The organism is Rickettsiella endosymbiont of Aleochara curtula, from assembly GCF_964030935.1.
Lineage (GTDB): Bacteria > Pseudomonadota > Gammaproteobacteria > Diplorickettsiales > Diplorickettsiaceae > Aquirickettsiella.
The window spans coordinates 482899-507558 of record NZ_OZ034990.1; the positions used below are offsets into that span (position 1 = coordinate 482899).

Below are 24660 nucleotides of genomic sequence, written 5' to 3' on the forward strand. Positions count from 1 at the left end.
TGAAAAGGATATAAACCATCAATAATAAGGAAATAATATGCAGCGCTATTATTACATATTGGATCAATTAAATTTACCCAGCGTCCTCCAACTTAAAACTTATCTAATCAATAATACAGAAAAATTAAGTGCATTTAACCAACCCGGCAACACAGATAAATCAACTGCTGAGCTCTCCGCTGAGTTATTCAAACTATTTCTAACCGGTCTTGAATTAAAAACCTTTAAAGGCTGGGATTTACGTGCAGTCAATTTTACACAAATTAATGCAGAATTTTCCAGGAATAATAATCAAACGAATGATGCTACGAGTCTCTTCAAAAATTTAGATTTGTCGAATGCCAATTTAGAAAATGTAGAATTATCTCATCTAGATTTTTCAGAATCGAACTTTATCGGTACCAATTTAAAATACTCAACGTTAAAATCCATGCGCTTAGTAGGCTCAGACATGACGCGCGCGGACTTAACCCAGGCCGATTTAAGTCAAGCAACGTTGAACGAGGTGATTTTTAAAAAAAGTATTTTAAAAAGAGCCAATCTGAAAAATTGCCAATTAAGAAAAGCTAATCTAGAAAAAGCAGATTTGCAACGCTGTCAGCTTGATAATGCTGATTTACGTGAAGCTAATTTTTCTGATTGCGATTTAGGAGATGCTAGTTTAGCGGGAACTAATGCACAAGACGTCAATTTTTCTCGAGCCATTTTAAAAAACGCTTCGTTATATTTTGCTAATTTAAGTCGCGCTAATTTTAGAGGGGCTAATCTTGATCAGGCTAATCTGAGTGGTAGCAATAAAACCGATATTAACATAGAAGGCACTTCAATCAATCAAGTAAGCATCCCCTATGATCAAACCGCTTATTTTGAATGGGAAGATATTAAATCACTCAGCTATCGAAAGTATCCTGCCAGATATACCTTAAGTCCGCAGCAATCGACTCAAGACAAAAGTATAGGACTGGCGTTAATGGAACGCTGTCTACCGGTGGATATGCCTAGAGCAATTGCCTGCAAAATTTCTTGGGCTGATGTCGATATTTTCACTTTTGACGGTCAATACACTTGCGATGTTAAAGAAATAGTGATTAATGGGCAATCGTTTCTTTGGTATTTAAAATATAAAGATGAAGCGACGCAAAGCCAATGGTTATATTTGGCAGACGTCGTAAACGTCACTACTCAGGCACAAACTACGATAAAAGATTTAATTCATTTTCAAAAATTAAGTCCTATGCTTAATACGGCGATGCTAGAAATTGAAAGTAAAGCGCGAGATTTAAAAAATAGCTCGTCGGTCGATAATTTGTCAGTCACCACGCCCTCTTCGCTCGAATTTGATTTTAGTGAATCACAAAACATAATGCAGCCAAACCCAATTTATGTTTCATTAAATAGTACACTTTTTAATGTTAATACTGTCACTACCCAAAAAAATGCAGCTATTGCCAACCGTACTTTAAGTTACGATGTCAGTTTTGATTTTCTTTCAACTGAAATTCAAGCGTTATTAGGCATAATTAAATCAATTTCGATCTATAAATGGCCTTCAGCGCCGGAGACTATTTTTTTCTATCAATTAACACCAGAAACTCATTTTAATGAGCAACAAATTGCTAGCTTAACGGGCACGCTGAATAGGACTCAATACACGCCACTCTTGCAAAAATTTCCAGATGTTTTTACTCGCTGCGAGCAAAGCTGTTGGAACGTTACTTTATCCGACAACGATGTCCTACGTCATACGCTGATACAGCTCGTCAATTCAGTAAGTTCCACTAAAGCCATCGTAAGTTTTTCACAAAATTTAAGCTCTATTTTACCTAATCGGCATATTTTACAGTTCACTGATAATACTAAAATGATGTTCGCTAAAGAAAAAAACTGGCTCGCAGAAACGATCAATAATCAAACGTTAGCGGCGCTCACTCCGGCCTACACTAAACTAGCAAAACGTCTTAATATTAGTATGACCATGCTTAATCCTGTTACTAATGAGTTGCTCAATATCGGCGATTGCAACCATCAAATACTGCAAAATCATCCTGTACATATCAGCCATCTGGTGGATAACAGTCATGGCAAAAAATTTGTGATTAGTGGGGGGCCTACTCTATTAACTCAAAATCATTTTCCCTTACCCAATGTGACTCTCTATGCAACAAGTAAAGGTAGATATAATAGCCTATTAGATTTTCGGCCTTTAGCTAAGCAAATTAAACAAGATTTCAATGCGAGCTTAGCGATTCTTTTATTAAAAAAAGATAACGATATCATCTTAAAGCGCAGTCTAATTATTTCTAAGAATGAAACTTTTCAATTCAGTGTGCCGGTTATTTCGGTGCGTTTAAAAAATGCACGCAGCGATCACTGGTATAGGAATTTAAAGATTATTCCCAACACTGCCACCACCCAATTAACGCTACATGGTATAAACCTGCAGTTAACGCCTCTTCCATTACAACTTAAGGTAAACGCTGGTAGTACCGATTTCATATCGGTTCATCAATTAGAATCAAACAGTCGTATTTTTATACCTAGAACCATTGATCATCACAGTTTTTTTTATAATGGAGAGGACTTGGTGCTAACCAATGCGTACACTCCAAACTTAGAAATCAACCAACTATGTAATATAGTATTAGAAGGTTTTCACCAAGAATTAGAAAAAGGATTGAGCTTTTCCTTGGAATTTACTAACCAAAAAATCGTTCTTTTAGAAGAAGCGGAAAAAATACGCCATGCAGCTAGCTCGTGGAATCAAAGTTTACATCAATATAAAAATACATTATTTAGAAATGCCTATCAGCAGGGGCAGCTCCCCAGTTCCTCTCTTTTTCGAGATGATTGTTATAATCCGATTATTTTTTATATCGATACCGATGCAAACTGGGAAAGAAAACGTCGTTCTATTAGCATTATCCCTTTAACACCTGCTCCTTCTGTAGCGGCGCCCACAGCAAGTAATAGCGTTCGCTCAACTGGAATGCTTCAAACTAGCGTAAAGACCATTAAAGAGAGTGTAAAATGGCTGAGTGACAAAATGTTTTCTGCTACCCCATCTACTCACGATAAACCCTGGGAAACGGCATATAATTACTACGTAGATTATGATCGTGGACAATTAAAACAGCAAAAAGCTCGTTTAATAAAAAAGAAAATCAAACAAGCACACATAACAACAGCGATTGCTCCTGCCAGCACGCACAACAAGCAAGCAATGATTGCAACAACTCCGTACAAACAGGAATTAACTCAGATAAAAAACAGACCAAAAGCCGCGCGTCTCGAAAATTCATCTCAGCAAAAATCAGAAAAAATAAGCGTCAATAATAATAGTACTTATAAATCTAATCCGACCCAGCAACATCAGAATAAACCGAGCAACACAAACCCTGATAAAAACAATCTATGTATAGCTGCACCAAGTTTTTTTAATACAAATGTTAATGGCGTAAAAAGTCTGGAATGGAGGGAGCAATCTATTCGAAAAGAGTTAGCAGGCAGCCATGCACATCACCAACAAAGCAAACCAACTAAGGGTCTATCACAAGCTACAGCATCTAGTAATAGCAACGAAATGCTTTTTGCTTTCACATTTTTAGCAAAATGCATGAATAAAGAAAGTCGAACGCATATTAATCCCAAAATAAAGCACGCACAACAACAACTCGATAGACAAACATACTATAAAATACCCGGTCAACCCCTAGGAATGGGTATCCCCCGATAATATGAATTGTCGAATTAAATACCCATTAATCAACTTAGTGGGTATTTATTAGCAGGCATTAAATTCATAAACAATTTCTGATTGCAAGCTAAACCTACAAGGAATTGCTGTTGCATTTTATAATCAAGAAGCATAGATTTAATAAAGGTTACTGCTTAAGGATATACATCTATGTTAAAAAAAATAATTTTTCTTGTTACCGCATTGAGTTTAACCGTTGCTAATCCTATTTTAGCAAAAAGCTACCGTAGAGTGGCGCTTATTTCAAGTTCCACGCAATACAATGAAGATAATATTGAGCAAATAAAACAAGAACTTGAAAAAAAATCTTATATCGTTAACACACAGTATTTAAATCAGGTTGTTTCCGATTTTGGCTATGTGAATACTGACCAAAGTCGCGCGAACGCGCTGCTCGCAGCACTATCCGATAAGCATATTGATATTATCTGGATGGTTCGTGGTGGCGCCGGCGCTATCAACCTATTTCCGGCATTATATGCGAATACAGATAAGTTAAAAAAACTAAAGCCAAAAATTATTGTTGGCTTTAGTGATGTCACCGCCATCCACTATTTTGTTAATACTGTTTTAAACTGGCCCTCAGTACATGCCGTGGTGGCCGCTTACAATAAAGAAATGACCAAGCCAGATACTGAGAAAATCAATATCAATGATCGAGAAAGTATTCCATCGATTAAAAACTTATTCACTCAAGGTATTGTTTATCAAAATTTAATTCCATTAAATCAGTTTGCGTTACCACCCATACAAGGAACACTATTAGGCGGCAATTTCACGCTAATCCAAGCTTTTTTTGCAACACGTTATGAGCATGACTTTACGAAGGATATATTAATTCTAGAAGATACCGGCGTGAGCTTCAGACAACTGGATCGTAGCTTGCATCAACTGTTATACAAAACTGATTTTAAACCTAGGGCTATTGTGTTTGGACAGTTTTACCCCTTGGATCCTACCGATGAACAACGACTCATGTATAAAACTGTGATTAAAGATTTTGCTAAAAAAACCACTATCCCAGTTTATTACTTTCCTTATTTCGGGCATGGTAGAGAAAATAAACCGTTTATATTTGGTCGCAGCGCTGCAATAAATTGCCCATCAAAACAGGAATATTGCACACTTAAACAAACTAAAATTACTAGTTTTTAAAAGTTTTACAATAACAAGGAGTGAATAGGATGCCTAAAAAAATATTAAAAATAGCATGTGCACTGATTTTATCCAACGCACTGAGTTTTCCTGGTACGGCTGCCATCAAGCCGATAAGCACCGAGCAGTGTGAGAAAATGAAAAAGCAGCGTGTGATCACCGATAAAAATCCCGTCCCCTGCGACCGCTTAAGAACGGTAAGTTTTCCACTTATCAATTTTGCGGGTCGAGAAGATAAAGGGCAAGTTGTCGTACTCGATGCGCTTGCAGAACGTACACAAAGCATTTTTGATACGTTGTTCAAGCGAAAATTTCCAATCAACAAAGCAGTATTGATGGAAACCTATAATGGTGATGATCAAGCTTCGATGAACGATAATAATACTTCTGCCTTTAATGGTCGGCCGATAACCGGCGGATCGAATTGGTCCTTACACGCGTATGGCGTTGCTATTGATGTCAATCCATTACAAAATCCCTATATTTCGTTTGATGAACTAGGTCATGCCACTATTTTACCTGCGCTGGCAGCAAAACAGTCCATCAATCGCTTAAATTACCGGCCTAAAAAAGATTTTCGAGCCGGTATGGCTGAGGACGCCATTGACATCTTTGCTGAAAATGGTTTTATTGGTTGGGGTGGCTATTGGAATTATCCGATTGATTATCAACACTTCGAAATTGGTAGCCGGAAATTTGTCGAGCAGCTCATTAACTTATCACCTTGCAAGGCACGACATGCCTTTGAACAATACGCCAGATCCTATACCGATTGTATGGCAAAAAGTTCAACCTGTCCGCATGCTGCTGCGCGCGCGGCGTGTGTCGCAAAGATTATTCGATAACGATTAGAAAAATAAGGAACGCAGCAACCAGTGCTCACCCAGCTGCATGCCAGAAAAATTTTTTCACAAGGAGGAGTCGTCATGAGTTATATAAAGGTTGGTGAAGAACATAAAACGGCTATCAAACTCTATTATAAAGATTGGGGCAAGGGACCAGCGGTAGTATTTAGCCATGGCTGGCCGCTGAATGCCGATGCCTTTGAAGATCAAATGCTGTTTCTCGCCGAGCAGGGTTACCGTTGCATTGCACATGATCGACGTGGTCATGGTCGCTCCAGTCAAGCATGGCATGGTAATGATATGGATACATATGCCGATGATCTGGCTAAGTTAGTGACTGAACTCAATCTAAAAGATGTTATCCATGTCGGCCATTCTACTGGCGGTGGCGAAATAGCACGTTACATAGGTCGACATGGAACAAAAAGAGTAGCGAAAGCCGTGCTTATAGGTGCCGTTACACCTTTTATGTTAAAAACAGTCGCTAATCCTGACGGTCTTGACATGCAGGTATTTGATGAAATTCGTCAGAATGTATTGAAGGATCGTTCACAATTTTTTAAAGAATTTTCAGCGCCCTTCTATGGCGCTAATCGACCCGATGCGAAAGTCTCTCAGGGACTCAGAGATTCATTCTGGTTACTCGGCATGCAAGCGGGTTTCAAAGCAGTTTTTGATTGCATTAAGGCGTTTTCTGAAACTGATTTCAGAACCGATCTAAAAAAATTTGATAGGCCAACACTAATTATGCACGGAGATGACGATCAAATCGTACCGATTCAAAGCTCAGCATTACTTACGGTCAAGCTTGTAAAAGATGCTACATTAAAAATTTACCCGCATGCACCGCACGGTTTATGCTCGACGCAGAAAAACCAAATCAACCACGATCTACTCGCTTTTTTTAAACAAGGCTAATTAACAAGTTATGCGTAAGGATTAGCTTGCCAGCTACCATATAAAGGATTCGGTAAAATGAAATAACCATCACCAAACTTTGCATATTGCTGTGCACTGTCAGGCAAGGCATAGGCGCTTGCTTGTTTAAACTCTGGAAAATCTTGGATATTATCACCAAAATAAGCGATTACTGGATGTGGAGGCAGTTTGTTAGACCACACCATCTCATCCGCTTGATAACAACCCTGCGTCACCGCATTAAAACGCGGATTTTTATCGGCTGGATGTGGTGATTTTTTATTGTTTGCTAAAATGACTTGATCGAAAACAAGCTGTTGTTGTTTTAAATTCTGAACAGTGGCCTCGAGCGCCGTAATTCCAGATTGATCGACATACGAACCATCGCGGTTAGAAATTAAACTGACGTAACCGCCTAATTGATGAACTAATTGCGTAAACGCTACTACGCCAGGTAAAGCCTGGGATTTTTGCGGTATGGTCACAAAATGCGAAAAATCTGCCGGATTTGCCGCTAAGTTACCACATTGATAAAAATACCAAGAGTTATCTAAGGTTGTTTCATCAATATCTAACACCACGCCCCAAGTTTTGGCCTTTGGATGATGCACTTGTACCCATTGTTTAACATATACCGAACCCATGTTATACACTTGTCGATAGCTGGCTTTTTTCTCTGCCGAATCGCGATACCATTTGACCGCTTGCAAAATGCTAGGATTTTTTTGTGCGGCCGGCGCACAAACAATGACAAATTGATTACCAGCAAAAGCGATACTACTGAAAAGCGCTAACAGTAGGGACAGTAACATTTTTTTCATGTTTTTGCTCAATTCAAATAGTTAAAATGTTGTGCGATCCCTGCTAAAAAGTCTTAACCTAGTTATAATTTATTTTTATGTAAAAAGCCATGTCCAAGCCGATATTTCATTAAATTGAAAAGTACATTTTTTTCACCTATGATAGTTTTGAAATTTATATTGAAGACCGACCACCAACAAATCCTCGTATTTTTGCGTTACCCAGTCCCATAGCATAATAAAAAAGGACAAAAAATATGCCTAAGCGTAAAAAAACAAAAACTACCCAATCGAAACCTACAACTATATTAGACGCCCCTGCAAATCCCGATAAAATCTCTCTTAAAACTTGGCAAGTTTATGCCGCACAATCTGCCTTTGTTCTTTTAGATAAAAAACCTGATGCCCACAATATTGATTTTCTAATCCTAAAAAAACATTTTGAAAACTATGTAATAAGTAAAGAGGGCACCAAACTAAAAGCAGAAATCGAGCAGGTTCGTTTTAAAACAAGAACCAATCCTGAATTCGAAAAACTGTTTGATAATGCCTGTGATCTTGATGATCAAGATATTCAAAAAATGGCGACGGTTTTAGAAATAGCATCGGTATTAAGTGATTTAAAACAAAAAGAGTATTCCTTACAATTAAGTACTATAAAAGAAATTTTTGTATTAATGAATGCCTTTCTTCCTTATTATTCTCAAGATAGTCGTAATAGCTGGAATTTAGCTAGCTTGTTTAAATCTTGCGAGAAAATGCACGGATTGTATTTTCATAGTTTAAAGCAACTAGTCTCCATAGATAGCGATATTCCATTGTTTAAGCAAATACAAGCGACTTATTTGTGCGCGATGATGATGTGGGTTAGTAATACCCGTTCTGAGTTGGAGTTACAATTTAAATTAATCATGCTTGCCTTTAATACTTTAGAAAAGTGTCAACATTTCAATCAAATGTTAGCCGCTGACTATCCATTAGACTCTGATTACAAATCACTTATATTGCCCAGTCCACTTAGTATTGTGGATACAATATACACCTATTATGAAAATCTACATAAAGAGAATACGCTACTTCCAATCTTAAAGAATCTGAAGGAAAGATTATTAAATTTAGGAGATAAGCAATCTTTACGATTACCTCTTTTGGAGGAACTGATATTTTTTCTGGATAAGATTTTAGATGTTGGTTTATCTTCAGCTGCAAGCCTTGAGCAAAAAGTCGATCTATTTGATAAATACAAATCCTACCAGGGGATTATGGAAAAAATGCAGCTAAGTTATGATCTGCTTATGAATAAAGAACATCTGATTTCGGTATATATGCAGAAATTATTTGATCCAAATATAGATAAACAAAAATTGCAGAAAACTACCAAGGAGCGCATACTTAAAAAATATATCGCTAAATTAAACGCTTCCGAAAATAAAGATTTGAATAGTCGATTAGAGATACTAAAAAATAATCTTACTGAACACAACATTTTCGGTTCCATAGCAGAATTTACACAACTCTATATAGATAAAAATATAGATGACGATATTATAGAAATTTTTGTTGATGAAGAATCAACTTTTTTAGTGTGGAAAAAACTGCATGAATTAAGTATTAAATGGAAAGAATTAAAGAACACTATTTCAGAATATGAAAAGAACGCAGCACAATTTTCCAGCGAACTCATAGAGGAAGATGGAAGCAAAAAAATAAAAGAGACTGAAGAATTAGAAGCTAAATTAGCTGCATTAAATAAGAAAAAAACAGAGATAGTTGCTAGAAAATTTAATGAAGATCAATTAAAAAAAGTTGAAGATGAAAGTGTTGCAAGAACTCAACAAGAGGAAAGATTAAAACAAAATCGGTTATGTGCATTAGATCAAATCCAACAAACTATTTCAGCATCTTTAGGTGATATAGCTCAGCCTTCAGAAAAAGAACAACAAATTATCTCGGATATTTATAAACATCTTGGATATGAAAATTTAGGTTTGGAATCACTCAAACATACTATTTTATCGATTGGCCCTCGACTTCAGGATATACATGTAATTTTAATTTTACTGAGTAGTTTATTCGATAATTTTACCAGTCAATTACAAAATAATTTACGCATCTACCAAAAAAAATACAGCGCCGCCATACTTAATACAACGGATAAGTTTGGTACAAGATTTTTTAATCAAACTGATCATGATAATAATAAGCATATCAATGCTTCTTTACCTGAAATTATAACACTTATATCCGCGATGGAAGTTTATGCTGAAAAAGCCCTGATGACGCTTCAGATTATAAAAAACCTAAGAAATCAAATTCAAGATAACACTCATTATCATGCATGGGATAAAGCTGAAAAATTTAGAACGTTAGAATATTCAGATATTCACAAAAAGGTTTCATTAAATTTTGGACAATTTGAAAAGAATAGAATGAGCAAAGAAAGGGCTTATTTTTTAGGGGAAATACCCTCTCCTAAAAAAACAAATATACCTAAACCAATAAAGGAAACTGAAGTTTCTGAAAGATTAGTAGCGCTGAAACAATCTTTCGAAAAGCTAAACGAGAAAATTAAGGAGTGCCTATTAATTATACAGCCTATGCATAATCAAATGCATGAGGTCTTGGATCTAAGTCATAATGTTAGCCATCTAAGCCTCTCTACAAACACCGAAGTTAAAACTAGAATTTCTCAGTTTTTTAGACAGCAATTTAACCCTAGAACGACTGTGGAAAGAAAACAGATATTATTAACTGCTCTCCATCATTTATTAGATGAAAAGTATGATCTACTAAAAGAGAATATTTTATCGGAAATAAATAAGGACCAAACTATAGATGATAAAAAATTCAGGGATTTATTTAAATCGATACAAGATAAAATTAATGTTATTCCGACGATGGGTAGAAGCCTCAGTTTTTAAATGAGTCTTGGTTATTCGTCTAGCTTAAATAATTAAAATTGGTGGAGCTAAGCGGGATCGAACCGCTGACCTCTTACATGCCATGCAAGCGCTCTCCCAGCTGAGCTATAGCCCCGTGCTCAGCATTTTACCGCAGCACAAAACGCTGTCAACTGCGAATTGAGTGCTAAGCCACAACAATGCACAATATAGCTAGTTTAGTAATAAGTTTGGCTAAAGACTGTTAGCTATCTGTTTAATTTCCTCATCATTTAGGTTCTGCTCAGTAACTGCTAACGGCAATTCATTTCTATACCAAAAACTGCTGGTATAATTACACGCGCGCTTAGTGAACTGATAGGTTTCCTCGCCCATTTTATAAAGTACTCCCTGGAGTAACTGCAGAAAAAGCATAGGTAAAATTTTACTATCTGCCGTTATAAATAAACTAGGGTTCCATAACATGGCCCAAGTAAGCGATTGCACAAAAAAACAAACTAATTTATTGTGAATTTTTTCAGCCATCTTTTGCGTCAGCGGTTGACCTATGATAACGCCAAGGCTACCCATTACCCAATAGCTAAAAAGTCGGGCAAATTTTTCTTCTACTTCTGCCGTTTCATCGAACAAAATACTATTTAAACCCGCATTGACTGATGCAAACACAAAAGGTCTAAATCCATAATTAATATACGCGGTCAGAGAAGGACAACTCTCTTTATTCGCTAGGCCTACATCATTCAAGCCCGCTGAAAAAAATCCGCCCCCTAATGACCATAATGACAAAGGCCATGCCTTGCTTAATTCGTCAACTCCGGCATTATTTGCTGAATTCAAACTTCTTTTAACCATTCTTCTAGATGAATGAAATACTGGCAATGGTGAGGAAGGCGTTTCTGATAGATTTAACAATGGTTTGATGGAATCTAAATAAATAAATGCCTGTTCATGCGCGTCTGGATAGAAATTAAGATACTGATTACAGAGATTAACCTGCTGATTCGACCAAACCACAAACTTGTCAATATTTGAAGTATTACCGATGAAGCTATCGATATGGGTATAAAAACCTTCCAAATCATTTTTTTGCAAATAATTGACTAGAATTTTAAATAATTCCGGATCTTCATTGATTAAATAACCGACCCATTTAAGTGCATTAAAATAAAAAGGATATCTGCGCGCTTTTAAAAATTCAAAAATAAACGTATCGTTTACAAAATTTCTAAGATCATTGATCTGTCTCTTTGGACAAATACCACCTGCATATAATTCAGCAATTCCTTCCGTCAACGTCAAATCTAACTCAAGATCCCTGACAAACAGGGCATATAAATGATGAATATATTCATGATTCAGCGCTGAAAGCTCAGTCACGTAAGTATAGGTCGATCCTAATAAAGTATTGTTAGAACTGAATTTTTCAGGAGGAAAGTATGTGGCTAAAACAGTATGGGATGCTTCTGGAGGATCGTCACGTTCAAAAATAAATTTATCGATTAAAAAATTCTTTTTGGAATCAGCTAAATGTAACACATATTCACTGGCATTATAGTTAAGTTCAAATCCAAATTCTTCCATCCAAGAAACAAAGGATTCTACATTTCTCATGGCAACGCACAAACGATCCAAATCTGATTTAGAACAGTTATTATTTTTGATATCTATGGAAAAATGAGATAATTGATCCGTTGCACAGCTATAGTTATCCTTATAACGGATATAATCGGACTTACATTGCGCTCGATAATTTTTGCTGTCACATAACGCGGTAAGATTAGTTGAATTGGGGTAACTTTGTGCTAAAAAAGATTTATAAAATATGTATTTCAAGAAATTCTCTTCTACATACGGTCTGAATTGATCATAAAGTACATTGCGCGTATCTTGTATTGATTGTTTTATCGTGGCGTGATTGACTTTTACACTCCAAATGCGGCTAGTTTTTAAAGTATGATCCAATACACCTAAGGTATCAAACAATTTCATCGCCGCCAGTTCATTGGAATCAACGTGGGTTTTATCTAATGAACAAGCTAACTCATTAATAGTCCGTATTAAAGCAGGATAATTTTTAATAAACGACCTGGATTGAAAACTTAACTGCAAAGTATTGCGAAAATTTGATAAAAGTTCAGACGAGTTAAACGATCGGTTAGAAATCTTTTGAAAATCATTAGTCCAAATACTAATTTCAGCTTTTTCAAAGAGATAGCGATAACCAGGTTCTAACATCAACGCTAATAGCTTAAGGTAATGAATCACTACCTTTTCTTGCTGGCTATCGAAACGAGATTCTAAACTTAGTTTGTCCAGAATTTCAGCGGTAATTTGACTAAACTCTTTCAACACATTATCGTTTTGCGGTTTAGATTCAACAAATTTTCTTAGAAATTCAAAAAATAAATTAGTTTCTGAAGGATGAGAAAAAAAATCGACGGATTTAATTTGTTCATAAAAAGTATTTAAAATAATAGACAAAGTATTCGGCGAAACGGAAAAATAATCAATCCATTTTTCCTGTTTTAATAATAAAGCTTTTAAACTTTTAGAAATCGGCCATGAAGAGAAATCAGCTTTTTTTTGCATCATTATCATATAAACTCCATTTTATTTTCCCATTTATTTATTACAGCATTTTTTTTATTTTTTTACAATTAAAATAATTAAATTAATTTAAAAAAAATAAATATTAAAGGGCTAAAGAATATAATTATGGAGTAATATGAAGATCACACACTGGCTTCAATCTAACGCTCGTTTTATACGGTGTAAAACTTCTGCTTTTCCTAACACGCGTAAGGTTGCATTAATGGGTGGTGATATATTTGAGCCGGTCATAACATAACGTAAAGGTTGAGCCACTTTACCTAATTTTAAAGAAAGTTCAGTAGCGGTTTCGATCAGTACGTTATGTATGGATTCGTCCGTCCAAACAGCCAATGCTTGAAACCTAGCCTGCAAAACTTTTAATATCGCGATTATATCGGCTGAAATGCTTTGCTTATCCAAACTAGGTGCCAAATAAAAATAAGCACTTTTCTCGGCCATCTCAGTTAATGTTTTGACTCGTTCACGCTGTAAAAGCACTACGTCAATTAAGTCTGGCCCTTTTTGCGTGTGAATATTTAAACGCTGAAATTCTTTCGCTAATAACGAGGCAATTTGGTTTGCGTCATCGTTTTTTAAATAATGTTGATTAAGCCAAATGAGTTTATCTGGGTTAATCGCAGCGGGTGCTTTATTTAAATGCTGCAAATCAAAATAGCTTATCATTTCTTTGCGGGAGAAAATTTCTTGATCACCATGTGACCAGCCTAATTTAACCAAATAATTTAAAACGGCGTCCGCTAAATAACCTTGATCCCGATATTCTAAAATATTCGCCGCACCGGTACGTTTAGAAAGTTTTTTACCATCACTGCCTAGAATCATCGGTAAATGAGCATAGACTGGCATATGGACACCTAATGCCAATAATATATTGATTTGCCTGGGCGTATTATTCAAATGATCATCGCCACGTATCACATGCGTAATCTGCATATCACTATCATCGACGACAACCGTAAAATTATACGTCGGCGAGCCATCACTGCGCGCAATAATTAAATCATCTAATTCGCTATTTTGAAAAACAACTTGCCCATGCACTTGATCATCGACGACCACTTCACCATTTAACGGATTACGAAAGCGCACTACGTAACTTTGATCCAGAAATATTGATGTTCTATCTCGACAATGACCGTCATAACGTGGTTTTTGGTGTTCGGCAAGTTGCTTTTCGCGTAATTCAGTTAGACGTTCTTTAGAACAATAACAACGATAAGCTTTACCTTCCGTTAACAACTTCTCTAAGACTTCTTGGTAACGGCGTAAACGCTGACTTTGAAAGATCGGACCCTCGTCATAATTCAAACCTAACCATTGCAAACCTTGCAAAATGACATCCGTTGCCTCTGCGGTGGATCGTTCGGTGTCAGTATCTTCTATACGTAAAATAAATTGGCCTTGCTGATTTTTTGAGTACAACCAAGCATATAGCGCTGTTCTAACACCGCCGATATGCAAGTAACCGGTGGGACTGGGTGCGAAACGAGTACGAACTTTCATAAATTAACCTTTTTTATACTCACAGCAAGGGGATTTGTCACGGCGCCGCAAAGATGAGCAACCGGAATGTATGGGTTATACATGAGGATTGCGATTTGAACGGTAACACAGACAATATCAAGTGCGAAGAGTATATCAAATGGATTGAAACGGTTTAATATCCCCTTTACCGCAACGAATAATTTCTGGCGTATTAGTAGATAAATCGATGACTGTCGTCGGCTCTAAACCGCAAAAACCACCCTCTATCACTAAATCAATGCGTTTACCTAAAATATCACACATAGCTTCAGGTTCTATTAAAGGTAAATCCGAATTGGGCAAAATCAACGTAGTACTCACTAAGGGTTGATCAATCATCTCCATAAGCGCATGCACAATTTTATTGTCAGGAATTCTTATACCAATGGTTTTACGTTTAGCGTTGACTAAATAGCGTGGCACCTGTGAAGTGACGGGTAACAAAAAGGTGTAAGGACCCGGCGTATTGGCTTTTATTAAACGAAAAATAGGGTTTTCTAATTGAGCAAACAGCGCCATTTCCGAAATATCGCGACAGAGTAAGGTCAGGCAATGCTGGTCCTTTAACTGACGTATCTGTCTAATGCGTTGTATGCCTTTTTTATTACCCAATTGACAGCCCAAGGCATAGGCCGAGTCTGTCGGATAGACAATGACTCCTTCTTTCATCAACATATTCGCCGCAAGCCGAATTAAATGCAGCTGCGGATTTTCCGGATGGATCTTGAGAAACTGGCTCACATTGCTAACCCTTTTCTAAACAACTCATACTGTTATATATACTCTTCGCATTTGATTTTTTGTCAGTGTTGCCGCTAACTCGCAATTCTCATGTACATATTGACTATACCGGATTGCTGCAAGGACACAGCACTTGACAAAAATCCTATTACTGTGAGTATACTAAGGTGTATCGAGTCTCTACTACCTTCATTCAATGCACTTACTCGTCGATTTTCTACCTATAGTTGTCTTTTTTATTGCTTACAAGCTTTTTGGCATCTATGTAGCAACCGCAGCCGCTATTATTATCAGTTTGTTACAAGTAATCAGTTACTGGATAAAGCACCGTACCGTACCTAGTATACAGCTTATTAGCTTAGTCCTCATCCTCTTCTTTGGGGGCGGGACTCTGTTGTTGCATAATGAATTACTTATAAAATGGAAGCCCACTGCCCTTTACTGGTTACTCGCTTGTGGCGCGTTAGTGACTCAATATTTTGGTAAAAAACCTTTAATCCAACATCTGTTAGAAACGAATATTGTCCTACCCGTACACCTTTGGTCCTCTTTAAATAGAAATTGGATCATCTTTTTCACCTTAATGGGCGGAATTAATTTATGGGTCGCTTACACGTTTGATACCAATACCTGGGTAAATTTTAAGTTATTCGGCTTGTTGGGAATTACGTTTGTATTTATAATCGTGCAAGCTATTTATTTAGCGCGATATATTCGAACTGATGAAAAAACATGAAAAATAACCTTACACTCGATACCGCTTCCACAATACACAAAAAACTCTATCAGGCACTCGCGACGACATTTTTGGAAGTGATTGATGAAGGTGATCAGCATATAGGGCACGCTGAAGAAGGTGCTGGTCATTTTGCTGTGCAGATCTCATCACCTCTATTTAAAAATAAATCTTTAGTTGACTGCCATCGGCTTATTTATGCAGCACTCGGTGATACCATGGGCAGTGAGATTCATGCCTTAAGAATAGAAATCATTCCGTAGATGCAATTAATACCCTTCATACTCGGACCTATCATTTAAGCTTTTTCCAATTCAACTAAATCCAAATCCGAGAGTTCGGTGACTTTCCTTACTAAATCTAAAGACAAGCCTTCTGCTAAAAGGTTTTTAGCCATTTTGTGGCGCTCATCTTTACGGCCTCTTTCTTCAAGTAGTTGTGCAAATGTCATGATAGTTTCTTTATCCTCCGGTAAGTTTGACCAGCATTTCTCCGATTGGCAGAAATATTAAGAATTTGAAAAATAAACTTTATTTCATTATAATCATTCTTACTGGTAAGAATACAAGGAGCAATTATGAGTACATTAGCGACCACTAGATTATCATCTAAAGGCCAAATAGTCATTCCTGAAGAAATTAGAGAACAAATGGGTCTTCACACGGGAGATCGATTTATAGTAATAGCAGAGGAAGGTGTTGTTATTTTAAAAACTATATTTCCCCCTGAACAAAGCGAATACCACTCCCTAATTAAAAAAACACGCCGTGCGGTAAAAAGAGCAGGCCTAACAAAAGCATCTGTCAGTGCTGCCATTAAAAAAGCACGTAAAAAATGATTAAGCTTATCTTAGATACGAATGTTTTCATTTCTGGAATATTTTGGTCAGGTACTCCTGCAAAAATTTTGAATGCTTGGCACGAGAAAATACTCAAAATTGTATCTTCTTTAGAAATTTTAGATGAATATTGTAGAGTAAGTGATATTTTAGCCAAAAAATACCCTAACGTTGATATAGCACCTTTTATTAATTTGATGATAAGAGACAGTGAACTTTTCACACCAATAAAGTTGAAAACACCTATTTCACGTGATTCTGATGATGACAAATTTATTGCCGTCGCTTTGGCAGCAAATTGCCAATTGATTGTTAGTGGCGATAACGATTTACTGAGCGTAAATGGGTATAAAGATATTGAAATTATTAATCCTATTGAATTTGTAAAAAAATATTTGAACCCTACCTGAATAAGTTACGGCATATAGACTATGCGTTGCATCGCTAAGCTAAATTTATCATTTGAGAGTTGAATTTTTTTCGAGTCCGGTTTTTGATAAAAACGATACAGATTCTTTTTGTATTTTGCTGAAATAAAATATTCTTTTTTCGCATCGCTATCAGACACTAAACCTAATAAATCCTGGTATTGTGCATTTTTGTCAACTTGTAAAAGTAACGCTAAAGACTGATATTGCGGCGAGTTTAAACATGACAAACTTGCTTTAGCGGTATGCGTTTCTCCTTTGAAATAATAGCGATTCATTAAACTGACACTGATAAAGTTTTTTAACAAAAAAGTTAATTGTTCGGTATTCATCTCATTTAGCTGAGTTTTTTGCTGTAAGCCTGTTAAGATCTTTTTCTTCTGGGATTTATCTGCTGACCAACCCATCTGCAAGATCACGTCTTGCATAAAGCATTGTGCCAAGCTAATTAATAACTTGTTGTTCTCAACCTGTAATTTAACTTCTTGGTCGCGCAGATGGATTAATTCAACAGACCACTCCTGTAACTTTATATCCAAATTATTTTTTTCAATGCTTAAGTTTTGTAAATATTCTCTAATAGCGGTTAATTCTTGAAATTGCTTGTTTATAGTATTTTTTCCTAATTGCATTTCAGTTTTCATATTAAGAAAATCAGCATTGATGCTGTCTTTTAGTTGCTTATTTTCAATTTTTAAACGCTGCACAACCTGCTGCAAAGCTTTTAAATTATCCTGCACTTTACTAGATTTTTTAACTTTTAATTTGACTTGTGGAATTTCTTCGAAATAATAATCAAATAATTGATCAAAGTCTTGTTGGTTTGCTCCACCCGGAGCAGCTAGGATTTGATTAATAAAGGCGAGACTTTTTTCTTTTGTTAATAAGCCTAACAAACATTTACTTTTTTCAAAGTTAGTTTTAATTAAATTAAAGGTTTCTTCGGTGATAAAGTTCCAAAGACTATCATAATAATTAGCGAAAGGAAGAACGGTTAATCCTCGATAATCTTTTTGATAAATTTCCAATAGTGTCGGTTTTTTGCAAAAAAAATCCCCTCCGGAAGCACTATATGCTTTATCACTGGCGCTTAAATCATGTTCTCCCCCATATTGATCAGGTTTTCCTGGCGCGGATTGTTCTATACCTAATAATAATCCAGACTGCTTTTTCTCAGTCAAACCTTGGTAAAAATTAATGTATAAATGGCCATGCTCACCATTATTTTGAATAATTTTCTTTGAAGCAAAATGTTGATTACCTACGCCTCCCAACGCTAAATCGATCCCATAATGTTCTGCAATATCCATCTTGTCTGGTAAGGGTGCACACGCTGAGAAACCAAAATAAGCGTTGGCCATTAATCCGGAAATGGAATTCGACAATAAATTAATCGCCTGTGTGCGCCATTGACTTTTTCTTCTTTTAAACATTTAACTCCTGGATAGGATGTTTTATCTTTGAGATTTTTAGGTATAACTTCAGGTTCGGTTAGTGCACTAATACCATGCGTCGCCAAATAACGCCAACTACTCTTGTCGATAATAAACCAATCCACAAATTCGCGCGCTATCCCGCTAGGAAACTCTATCAATATGCGACTGCCATGCAGTAAAATGGCGGCAATAGGAAAATGAGTTAATGTAGTATGTTTAAAATAGGCGTTTAAAGTTTCAAGATGGTAAAAAAGCTGATCGGACTTATGCCGATAACAAACCTTACCAAAAAATAACAACAACATACCTTTTAACAACGTATCTGCTTTCATTTTATCTTGCTCTGACGGACCGCATTGCACGATCGCTAAACTCATTAATTCAATATCGCGTTTAAATTGTTTATCTAAACTATTATTTCCAAAACGGATAGTGTTGAGTACCTCCTGTTTCGATTTGCTGACTTCATCTTCTTGTAAAAAATCAAAACTATCTTCCTGATTGTCTCTCGTCATATCGACTCATCCTTGTTGTTAATGTTCTTTGAGTTATGTTTTAAATCAACAGATCGCTAAACACCGTTAAGTGACAGCAAGTGCAGACACTTCCGGATCTTTACGGTAATTAACTAAAATTTCTTCGGCAATTTGTTCAATGATTCCTAAGCAAGAATCTTCAGTGATAACACCGTGATCTTCTTTTATGCTCGCTAAACGTCTTTCTACCAATTTTTTGATACTGCCATTGGGAAATAAGCGTGCTAATACGCGTCGTGCTTCTACTGGTCCTAAATGATGATAAAGTCGATTACGTAAACTCACATCTTCTACCGTAGTGCTAAACGCCCATAATTCGACAGGACCTAAGGTTAAGGTCAGTAATTGCGTATTCATGCCCTGTTTTGTAGCAAATTGCGCGAGGAAGGTAGCACCACCTTCACGTGGACCGTGCACACGCGTACGCAATGCAATTTTAGCAGTGGGTGATAAGCCGAAGGTTTCTACGGATTTTTCCACTGATTGTGCAGGACCTGCATCCATAATATAAATAGAGGTGGCGAACTCAACCATGACTTCATCAAAATCATCTAAGGATTGAGAGAGTAACGCGATTTGAATATTCCATTTTCGACCTTCACGCATATCCACGATCACTTGATCACGCACTGCTTTTGCTTTTGAGGTACGATGAAATTCGTCAAATACAATACGTTTAGGATCTTCACGCAACTCAGCAATACGTTGCTTATGATAATCACGATATTGGCTAGCAATATCATTTAAGTTCTCTTCACTCAAATAATAATGTCGCGCAAGTACATAACGCGCCAACATATACATAACAGCGGTTTGTCTATCCGATGCATCGCCACCGCTTTTTGCGACTTCATCTAGATCTAATGAGACTATTCTCGCCTCGCCCAAATCAAAACGCGTCACACGCGATAGAATCGGATATTCGCGTATGGCGCCAGAAATCATACGGGAAAATGCATTAATTAAACTCTCGCCGGTCGGCGCGGTTATTTTTCCATACAAATCTTCAATGATAGGGGTACGACAAATGGCGGCGGCATCAGCCAGCAAAGGCATCGCATAGCGTTGTGCCAACATCGCTTCATGTGGGAATCCAGAAATAAACAAGGCATCGGTGACTTCCCACCAAGTGGTACGCTGATCAGGAATAAAACTCATTTCTTCTAATATCCCATCGACCAAGGGTTCAATGCCCGCGGTGTAAGGATACGGCATACCTTCATCCGATAGATTTTTGTAAAGCTCATCTATAACCAATCCAGCCATGTCAGAAATACCATCATAGGGCTTTACCGCGCCTAAGGGCGTAGTTAATAAGGTTAAAAAATTCACTAAAAAACTACGTTCTTGCGGTGTCGGATAACGGCAACCCAACTGTGTATCAAACGGATTAATCGAATAATCCGCTGTCATGCGTAAACGGTGATACGCCACCCAATGCCGGTTCGCAAACGGTAATGCCTCGCGCAATAAAGAAATTAAGCCGCTACTCGAAGGACCAATATCAATAATGGCAATACGTGGTAAACGTTGTAAACCACCCGCCAAACACAATGCCAAATTTAACGTATTGGATAATACGGATTTTCCTGAACCAGGACGTGCGTAAATTAGATCGATCCACGTGGTTTGTTCGCTAGAGCCCGGTTGAAATGGCCAAGGCTTCCCATCAGGAGTACGGAATAATTGAGCACCGGTTTTCCAGGGTGATGCCGGTCGGGTAATCGGTAACATATACACGACCTGCGAAAACGGCAGTATTGTCGGTGTTGCAACACTTTCTGCGGATATACCTAATAATGTTGAAGCAAGACCGCCAAATGGATCGCCAGAAACTTCAGAAACATCGCAAGAACCCCAGCCTTCGATAGCTTTCGCCAACTCTGCAGCACGCGTACGTAATAAACCTATTTGTCCCTCGGGTGCCCACGTGCATGCGGCTACGCGTAATCTCACCACCGCATCATCGGTATTAATAGCCACATATTGTAATAAATTATTTGCATCACTCAGTAAGCGATTTTGTGCCGATGAGAAACTTAATATAGAAGCCAATACCGATCGTAATTTTATAGTACGTAACCCATCACTTTCGATAAAGAATGAGATACGCCAGGGAATTCTTGCCGACAAAGTACGTTGTAGTAAGGAATTAAAGGTTTTTATTTCTTTCGGTAACAAATCAATAAACACACAAGAATAAATTCTATCGCCAAAGCGAACGGTCCTTAAATCCAAATTCTCGGCATCACGCGGTAATACTTGGCGCGCCAATGAAGGCCACAGCACATCGGAGATAGTATTGCGCGAGCGATCATATTCTTTCAGTGAAATTTTATCGCCAGGTAATGCCGGGCGCCAATCTTTATCAGTAAAAGCAGGATCAGCTACCGAACGTATCGCATGCAACGCATCATGTACTTCCAATAAGTTGGCAGCAATATTTAAATCCGCTAAATCATGGCGAATCGAACGGATAAATGCATCGTGCGTGTCGCGTAAATCAGGAATAGCCGCAATAACATTTTGTGTCAATATGGAAGGAAGAATTTTCTTTTCGCGAATAAATTTTAGTTTATCTTTGCTTGAGCGCTGATATTGTTCTGTGGTTAAGCTTGTCGGACGCGTCCAACAAACAAAATAAACACTTTCTGAGGCACAGTGTTTCGCCAGAAAATTAGTTCGCTCGGCAAATAAATCACTTAAGTCTAAATTTAAGCGTTGACTGGTTTGCTTGCCAGGCTCTAAAATTTCTTTTAGTAGCTCGGAAACCATTTGCCTATCGTATTGAAATAACACTTGCAAAGCATGACCTGAACGCGAAAGTGCGGTTTGCAAGGTCTGGGTTAATCCTTCGTGCATGCGCTGAAATTCAGTGGTTCCTATCAGTTGTGTCACACCCACAATCTGAATCACTGAAATGAGCGAACCGTCATGGGCGACGAGTACGCTAGGACTATCGGCGGTTTCTAAATCGCAATAGGATTCCACCGTCTGCTTAAGTGAGGTACTCAACCAGGCTAGGAAGGAATCTATTCCATCTAAAAATGAATCTAGAAATTTAGCCATGCAATTTTTTTTATTGTAAAAGTGTTGTTATTGAACGTGACCACTCTGTACTCTGATACCTAAACCCTGCGCGCGAAGGCAATAAACGTATAGCGCTAAAAATTTTCTTGTCCAGCAAACCTTTATTTTCAGATTCTATGATGAGTTGACCGAAAATTGCAGGCTCCTGCAGTTGTGCACCCCACTCATCTTCTAAAACCTGAGCGCGTAACTTTAAATTTCGATAAGCATTTTGCGCGGTCTCTTTATATTTGGTTTCATTATTTATCGCCGTAAACACCAAATGACAAAAACCATTCAAATGATTTTGCGTTATTTCCGGCAAATAAATTAAATTACCTCCGCCATAGGTTTCAACTGATTCTAAAAAAAAGCATTGTGTACATAAACTACAAGCGGTAACTAAATTAGATAATTTATTGTTATGATAATTTTGATCTAAATTAACTACCTCTTGATGTTTTTTTGATTGTAAGCCACAAAATTGACACGTAAATTCATCTCGCTGCCAAATTTTTTGACTAAATTCCTCAAAGCGCCGATCCAACTTACGTTGCATAAACAGGCGCCAGCCATGAGGATTTACATTTAATTTAATTGGATACATCGTTTAAAGACCCGGCAATCCAGTCGTACCCGAAATTCCAGCTGCGCCACTGGTCCCGCCAAAAATCGTGTAACCGGCAATAATAAATATATGCGGTAAAAAAATTAACGCTGATCCTACAAATAATAAAGCGATAGGCGTTCCTATCGGAATTTGCGTTGGATTATCTTTATGCGCTTTAAATTTCAGCATCGAGGCCATTACAAAACCAATCCCCGCCATATAAGCACCGGCGGTAATCAGTTTGGCTAAACCCTCAAACGATTTGGTAATCGTTAAAGCCATATCCCCTAAGGTCATTACATCGGCTCTACTCACCGCGGTATAACTCAAGCTGGTAAAAAACATCACCGTTAGTAAGGACATTAAGCGCTGGACACTTAATTTTTTAACCAAAACCATTTTTTTATTCTTCATGCATTTTTTAATCCTTAAATCATTCTTCTATTCAGGAGAATATCGCAAAAATCACCGTCATGGTGAACGAATGTCTAGATTGCCGTGCACCTGCGGTGCTCGCAATGACGAATCCTATTCTATATGCTCGCAATAACGGATGAAAACTTTAGCATGATCTTCAGCAACAAACTCCTAGGATAAAAAATAAGTTAAGGGTGTTTATAGCTAAACACCCTATAACTCATATAGTTTTCCAAGGTTGCTTTACAAATCCCCTCCTGGAAGACCTGTAACACCGCCCGTACCACCTGCTCCACTGGTTCCACCAAAAATCGTGTAACCGGCAATTTTGAATATATTCGGTAAGAATATCAGTGCGGCACCAATAAACAGTAACGCGATGGGCGTTCCTATCGGGATCTGCGTAGGATTATCTTTGTGCGCTTTAAACTTCAGCATCGAAGCCATACAAAAACCAATTCCCGCCATATACGCCCCGGCAGTAATCAACTTAGCTAATTGACCAAATGAGCTAGTAATCGTGCTGGCCACCTTACCTAAATTATCGTCATTTGAATCAGCAGCGAGTGCTAAACTCGTATAAAAATAGACACTCATCCATAGGGATAATTGGCCCAAGCTAGACACGCTGCGTTGTATCAGCTTAGTTTTCCGCAATTTATTCTTCATTTTATTCTCTCCAAGCATACTAATTATAATATTGAACCACTCTACTCACATACCAAAACTAGCTTCTAGCATTTGTTTTGTACCTTCGATATTAATCGCTAAAAGACCCGCGACTATATGCGTAACGGCTTTACCCATGGTACTTCTACCATTGGGATTCGATACATGGGTTAAGCTCACCCAGCCTTTAATAAACGAGATAGTACCTATTAATTGAACAAAGAGCAAAACTGCCCGCGAAGCTAATAATGTCGACAGACTCGTAGCCGGCGCATAACTCATTGGATCTTCCACCGAAGTCGTCGCAAAAGTCGATAACATCATGCTTTTAAAGGCGGTCGGCGCATAAAGCAGTGCTGTACCCGCAAAAAAAACCATCATAGTGGCTTTAAAGTTAGTTTGTACCGACATCATGGTCCGCAGATCGCCATACACCTTTAACTGATAGACTCCTCGAAAAATAAAAGCGATGCCCATCAAATAGGCTAAGGCGGTAATCAAACGGTAAATATTAGGAAATTGATCCGTCACGGTTAGCAGCATGTGTTCAATATTGGGGTAATCAATCCCCTTACTGCATCCACTGAGCAACAAACAACACAGCAGAAAGAGAGCGTTTCTCCACTGCTTTTTCATTAAATTGATGTTACCTTCAAATAAACGCATATTAA

Annotated in this window: 21 protein-coding genes and 1 tRNA gene; 9 read left to right on the plus strand and 13 right to left on the minus strand. The window is 37.5% G+C overall.

The window, feature by feature from the left end:
- The first annotated feature begins 37 nt into the window (after window positions 1–37).
- The 4 genes from AAHF87_RS02035 to AAHF87_RS02050 all read left to right on the plus strand — a co-directional run bounded on the left by AAHF87_RS02035 (window position 38) and on the right by AAHF87_RS02050 (window position 6672).
- Window positions 38–3733: a pentapeptide repeat-containing protein gene (locus tag AAHF87_RS02035; protein WP_342146668.1), complete on the plus strand. Its 3696-nt coding sequence runs from the start codon at window positions 38–40 to the stop codon at window positions 3731–3733.
- Window positions 3734–3904: 171 nt separating this feature from the next.
- Window positions 3905–4909: an LD-carboxypeptidase gene (locus tag AAHF87_RS02040; protein WP_342146669.1), complete on the plus strand. Its 1005-nt coding sequence runs from the start codon at window positions 3905–3907 to the stop codon at window positions 4907–4909.
- Window positions 4910–4938: 29 nt separating this feature from the next.
- On the plus strand, window positions 4939–5754 hold the full coding sequence (locus AAHF87_RS02045) for a M15 family metallopeptidase (RefSeq protein WP_342146671.1): 816 nt from the start codon (window positions 4939–4941) through the stop codon (window positions 5752–5754).
- Between the two features lie 81 nt (window positions 5755–5835).
- Window positions 5836–6672, plus strand: a complete 837-nt coding sequence (locus AAHF87_RS02050) for an alpha/beta hydrolase (protein WP_342146673.1) — start codon at window positions 5836–5838, stop codon at window positions 6670–6672.
- Window positions 6673–6680: 8 nt separating this feature from the next.
- Here AAHF87_RS02050 and AAHF87_RS02055 read toward each other — a convergent pair whose 3' ends face one another.
- Window positions 6681–7493, minus strand: a complete 813-nt coding sequence (locus AAHF87_RS02055; RefSeq protein ID WP_342146674.1) for an HAD family acid phosphatase — start codon at window positions 7491–7493, stop codon at window positions 6681–6683.
- Window positions 7494–7729: 236 nt separating this feature from the next.
- Between AAHF87_RS02055 and AAHF87_RS02060 the strand changes: the two genes are divergently transcribed.
- A complete protein-coding gene (locus AAHF87_RS02060) occupies window positions 7730–10393 on the plus strand; it encodes a hypothetical protein (protein WP_342146675.1) in 2664 nt (887 codons plus the stop codon).
- A gap of 39 nt (window positions 10394–10432) precedes the next feature.
- Here AAHF87_RS02060 and AAHF87_RS02065 read toward each other — a convergent pair.
- From AAHF87_RS02065 to AAHF87_RS02080, 4 genes are all read right to left on the minus strand, one after another.
- Window positions 10433–10508: transfer RNA gene (locus AAHF87_RS02065), tRNA-Ala, on the minus strand.
- 98 nt (window positions 10509–10606) lie between these two features.
- Window positions 10607–12970, minus strand: coding sequence for a hypothetical protein (locus tag AAHF87_RS02070; RefSeq protein WP_342146677.1), 2364 nt, complete (start codon window positions 12968–12970; stop codon window positions 10607–10609).
- Window positions 12971–13117: 147 nt separating this feature from the next.
- The gene (gltX, locus tag AAHF87_RS02075) at window positions 13118–14488 is read right to left on the minus strand and encodes a glutamate--tRNA ligase (protein WP_342146679.1); all 1371 of its coding nucleotides are present in this window, start codon (window positions 14486–14488) and stop codon (window positions 13118–13120) included.
- Window positions 14489–14623: 135 nt separating this feature from the next.
- Window positions 14624–15250, minus strand: a complete 627-nt coding sequence (locus tag AAHF87_RS02080; RefSeq protein ID WP_342146681.1) for an L-threonylcarbamoyladenylate synthase — start codon at window positions 15248–15250, stop codon at window positions 14624–14626.
- 196 nt (window positions 15251–15446) lie between these two features.
- On the opposite strand from AAHF87_RS02080, the gene AAHF87_RS02085 reads away from it, so the two are divergent.
- Window positions 15447–15986 (plus strand): septation protein A, encoded by a 540-nt coding sequence (locus AAHF87_RS02085; RefSeq protein ID WP_342146683.1) that lies wholly within the window; start codon window positions 15447–15449, stop codon window positions 15984–15986.
- Window positions 15983–16249, plus strand: a complete 267-nt coding sequence (locus AAHF87_RS02090) for a BolA family protein (protein WP_342146685.1) — start codon at window positions 15983–15985, stop codon at window positions 16247–16249. The genes AAHF87_RS02085 and AAHF87_RS02090 overlap by 4 nt, the downstream gene beginning before the upstream one ends.
- A 35-nt stretch (window positions 16250–16284) precedes the next feature.
- On the opposite strand, the gene AAHF87_RS02095 is transcribed toward AAHF87_RS02090, so the two are convergent.
- Window positions 16285–16437: a hypothetical protein gene (locus AAHF87_RS02095; RefSeq protein WP_342146686.1), complete on the minus strand. Its 153-nt coding sequence runs from the start codon at window positions 16435–16437 to the stop codon at window positions 16285–16287.
- A gap of 126 nt (window positions 16438–16563) precedes the next feature.
- On the opposite strand from AAHF87_RS02095, the gene AAHF87_RS02100 reads away from it, so the two are divergent.
- The gene (locus AAHF87_RS02100; RefSeq protein ID WP_342146688.1) at window positions 16564–16824 is read left to right on the plus strand and encodes an AbrB/MazE/SpoVT family DNA-binding domain-containing protein; all 261 of its coding nucleotides are present in this window, start codon (window positions 16564–16566) and stop codon (window positions 16822–16824) included.
- Entirely contained in the window at window positions 16821–17234 is a 414-nt protein-coding gene (locus tag AAHF87_RS02105) for a putative toxin-antitoxin system toxin component, PIN family (RefSeq protein ID WP_342146690.1), read from the plus strand. The genes AAHF87_RS02100 and AAHF87_RS02105 overlap by 4 nt, the downstream gene beginning before the upstream one ends.
- A 5-nt stretch (window positions 17235–17239) precedes the next feature.
- Here the strand turns inward: AAHF87_RS02105 and AAHF87_RS02110 are convergent, their stop codons facing one another.
- From AAHF87_RS02110 to AAHF87_RS02140, 7 genes are all read right to left on the minus strand, one after another.
- Entirely contained in the window at window positions 17240–18685 is a 1446-nt protein-coding gene (locus AAHF87_RS02110) for a hypothetical protein (RefSeq protein ID WP_342146691.1), read from the minus strand.
- Window positions 18613–19203, minus strand: a complete 591-nt coding sequence (locus AAHF87_RS02115; protein WP_342146693.1) for a hypothetical protein — start codon at window positions 19201–19203, stop codon at window positions 18613–18615. The genes AAHF87_RS02110 and AAHF87_RS02115 overlap by 73 nt, the downstream gene beginning before the upstream one ends.
- 66 nt (window positions 19204–19269) lie before the next feature.
- Window positions 19270–22293: a type IV secretion protein IcmB gene (locus tag AAHF87_RS02120; RefSeq protein ID WP_342146695.1), complete on the minus strand. Its 3024-nt coding sequence runs from the start codon at window positions 22291–22293 to the stop codon at window positions 19270–19272.
- A gap of 10 nt (window positions 22294–22303) precedes the next feature.
- Window positions 22304–22900 (minus strand): type IVB secretion system protein IcmJDotN, encoded by a 597-nt coding sequence (gene icmJ / locus AAHF87_RS02125; RefSeq protein WP_342146697.1) that lies wholly within the window; start codon window positions 22898–22900, stop codon window positions 22304–22306.
- 3 nt (window positions 22901–22903) lie between these two features.
- The gene (locus tag AAHF87_RS02130) at window positions 22904–23317 is read right to left on the minus strand and encodes a type IV secretion protein IcmD (protein ID WP_342146698.1); all 414 of its coding nucleotides are present in this window, start codon (window positions 23315–23317) and stop codon (window positions 22904–22906) included.
- Window positions 23318–23563: 246 nt separating this feature from the next.
- A complete protein-coding gene (locus tag AAHF87_RS02135) occupies window positions 23564–23917 on the minus strand; it encodes a type IV secretion protein IcmD (protein WP_342147859.1) in 354 nt (117 codons plus the stop codon).
- Between the two features lie 117 nt (window positions 23918–24034).
- Window positions 24035–24655 (minus strand): type IV secretion protein IcmC, encoded by a 621-nt coding sequence (locus AAHF87_RS02140; protein WP_342146699.1) that lies wholly within the window; start codon window positions 24653–24655, stop codon window positions 24035–24037.
- Window positions 24656–24660: the final 5 nt, after the last annotated feature.

What these genes read in the sequence shown, in the direction of transcription:
- icmJ (WP_342146697.1), bottom strand. Translation starts at nt 22,900, where the DNA reads ATGTATCCAATTAAATTAAATGTAAATCCTCATGGCTGGCGCCTGTTT.
- AAHF87_RS02085 (WP_342146683.1), top strand. Translation starts at nt 15,447, where the DNA reads ATGCACTTACTCGTCGATTTTCTACCTATAGTTGTCTTTTTTATTGCT.
- AAHF87_RS02135 (WP_342147859.1), bottom strand. Translation starts at nt 23,917, where the DNA reads ATGAGTGTCTATTTTTATACGAGTTTAGCACTCGCTGCTGATTCAAAT.
- AAHF87_RS02090 (WP_342146685.1), top strand. Translation starts at nt 15,983, where the DNA reads ATGAAAAATAACCTTACACTCGATACCGCTTCCACAATACACAAAAAA.
- AAHF87_RS02120 (WP_342146695.1), bottom strand. Translation starts at nt 22,293, where the DNA reads ATGGCTAAATTTCTAGATTCATTTTTAGATGGAATAGATTCCTTCCTA.
- gltX (WP_342146679.1), bottom strand. Translation starts at nt 14,488, where the DNA reads ATGAAAGTTCGTACTCGTTTCGCACCCAGTCCCACCGGTTACTTGCAT.
- AAHF87_RS02140 (WP_342146699.1), bottom strand. Translation starts at nt 24,655, where the DNA reads ATGCGTTTATTTGAAGGTAACATCAATTTAATGAAAAAGCAGTGGAGA.
- AAHF87_RS02060 (WP_342146675.1), top strand. Translation starts at nt 7,730, where the DNA reads ATGCCTAAGCGTAAAAAAACAAAAACTACCCAATCGAAACCTACAACT.
- AAHF87_RS02115 (WP_342146693.1), bottom strand. Translation starts at nt 19,203, where the DNA reads ATGACGAGAGACAATCAGGAAGATAGTTTTGATTTTTTACAAGAAGAT.
- AAHF87_RS02100 (WP_342146688.1), top strand. Translation starts at nt 16,564, where the DNA reads ATGAGTACATTAGCGACCACTAGATTATCATCTAAAGGCCAAATAGTC.
- AAHF87_RS02050 (WP_342146673.1), top strand. Translation starts at nt 5,836, where the DNA reads ATGAGTTATATAAAGGTTGGTGAAGAACATAAAACGGCTATCAAACTC.
- AAHF87_RS02055 (WP_342146674.1), bottom strand. Translation starts at nt 7,493, where the DNA reads ATGAAAAAAATGTTACTGTCCCTACTGTTAGCGCTTTTCAGTAGTATC.
- AAHF87_RS02035 (WP_342146668.1), top strand. Translation starts at nt 38, where the DNA reads ATGCAGCGCTATTATTACATATTGGATCAATTAAATTTACCCAGCGTC.
- AAHF87_RS02130 (WP_342146698.1), bottom strand. Translation starts at nt 23,317, where the DNA reads ATGAAGAATAAAAAAATGGTTTTGGTTAAAAAATTAAGTGTCCAGCGC.
- AAHF87_RS02070 (WP_342146677.1), bottom strand. Translation starts at nt 12,970, where the DNA reads ATGATAATGATGCAAAAAAAAGCTGATTTCTCTTCATGGCCGATTTCT.
- AAHF87_RS02105 (WP_342146690.1), top strand. Translation starts at nt 16,821, where the DNA reads ATGATTAAGCTTATCTTAGATACGAATGTTTTCATTTCTGGAATATTT.
- AAHF87_RS02110 (WP_342146691.1), bottom strand. Translation starts at nt 18,685, where the DNA reads ATGTTTAAAAGAAGAAAAAGTCAATGGCGCACACAGGCGATTAATTTA.
- AAHF87_RS02045 (WP_342146671.1), top strand. Translation starts at nt 4,939, where the DNA reads ATGCCTAAAAAAATATTAAAAATAGCATGTGCACTGATTTTATCCAAC.
- AAHF87_RS02095 (WP_342146686.1), bottom strand. Translation starts at nt 16,437, where the DNA reads ATGACATTTGCACAACTACTTGAAGAAAGAGGCCGTAAAGATGAGCGC.
- AAHF87_RS02040 (WP_342146669.1), top strand. Translation starts at nt 3,905, where the DNA reads ATGTTAAAAAAAATAATTTTTCTTGTTACCGCATTGAGTTTAACCGTT.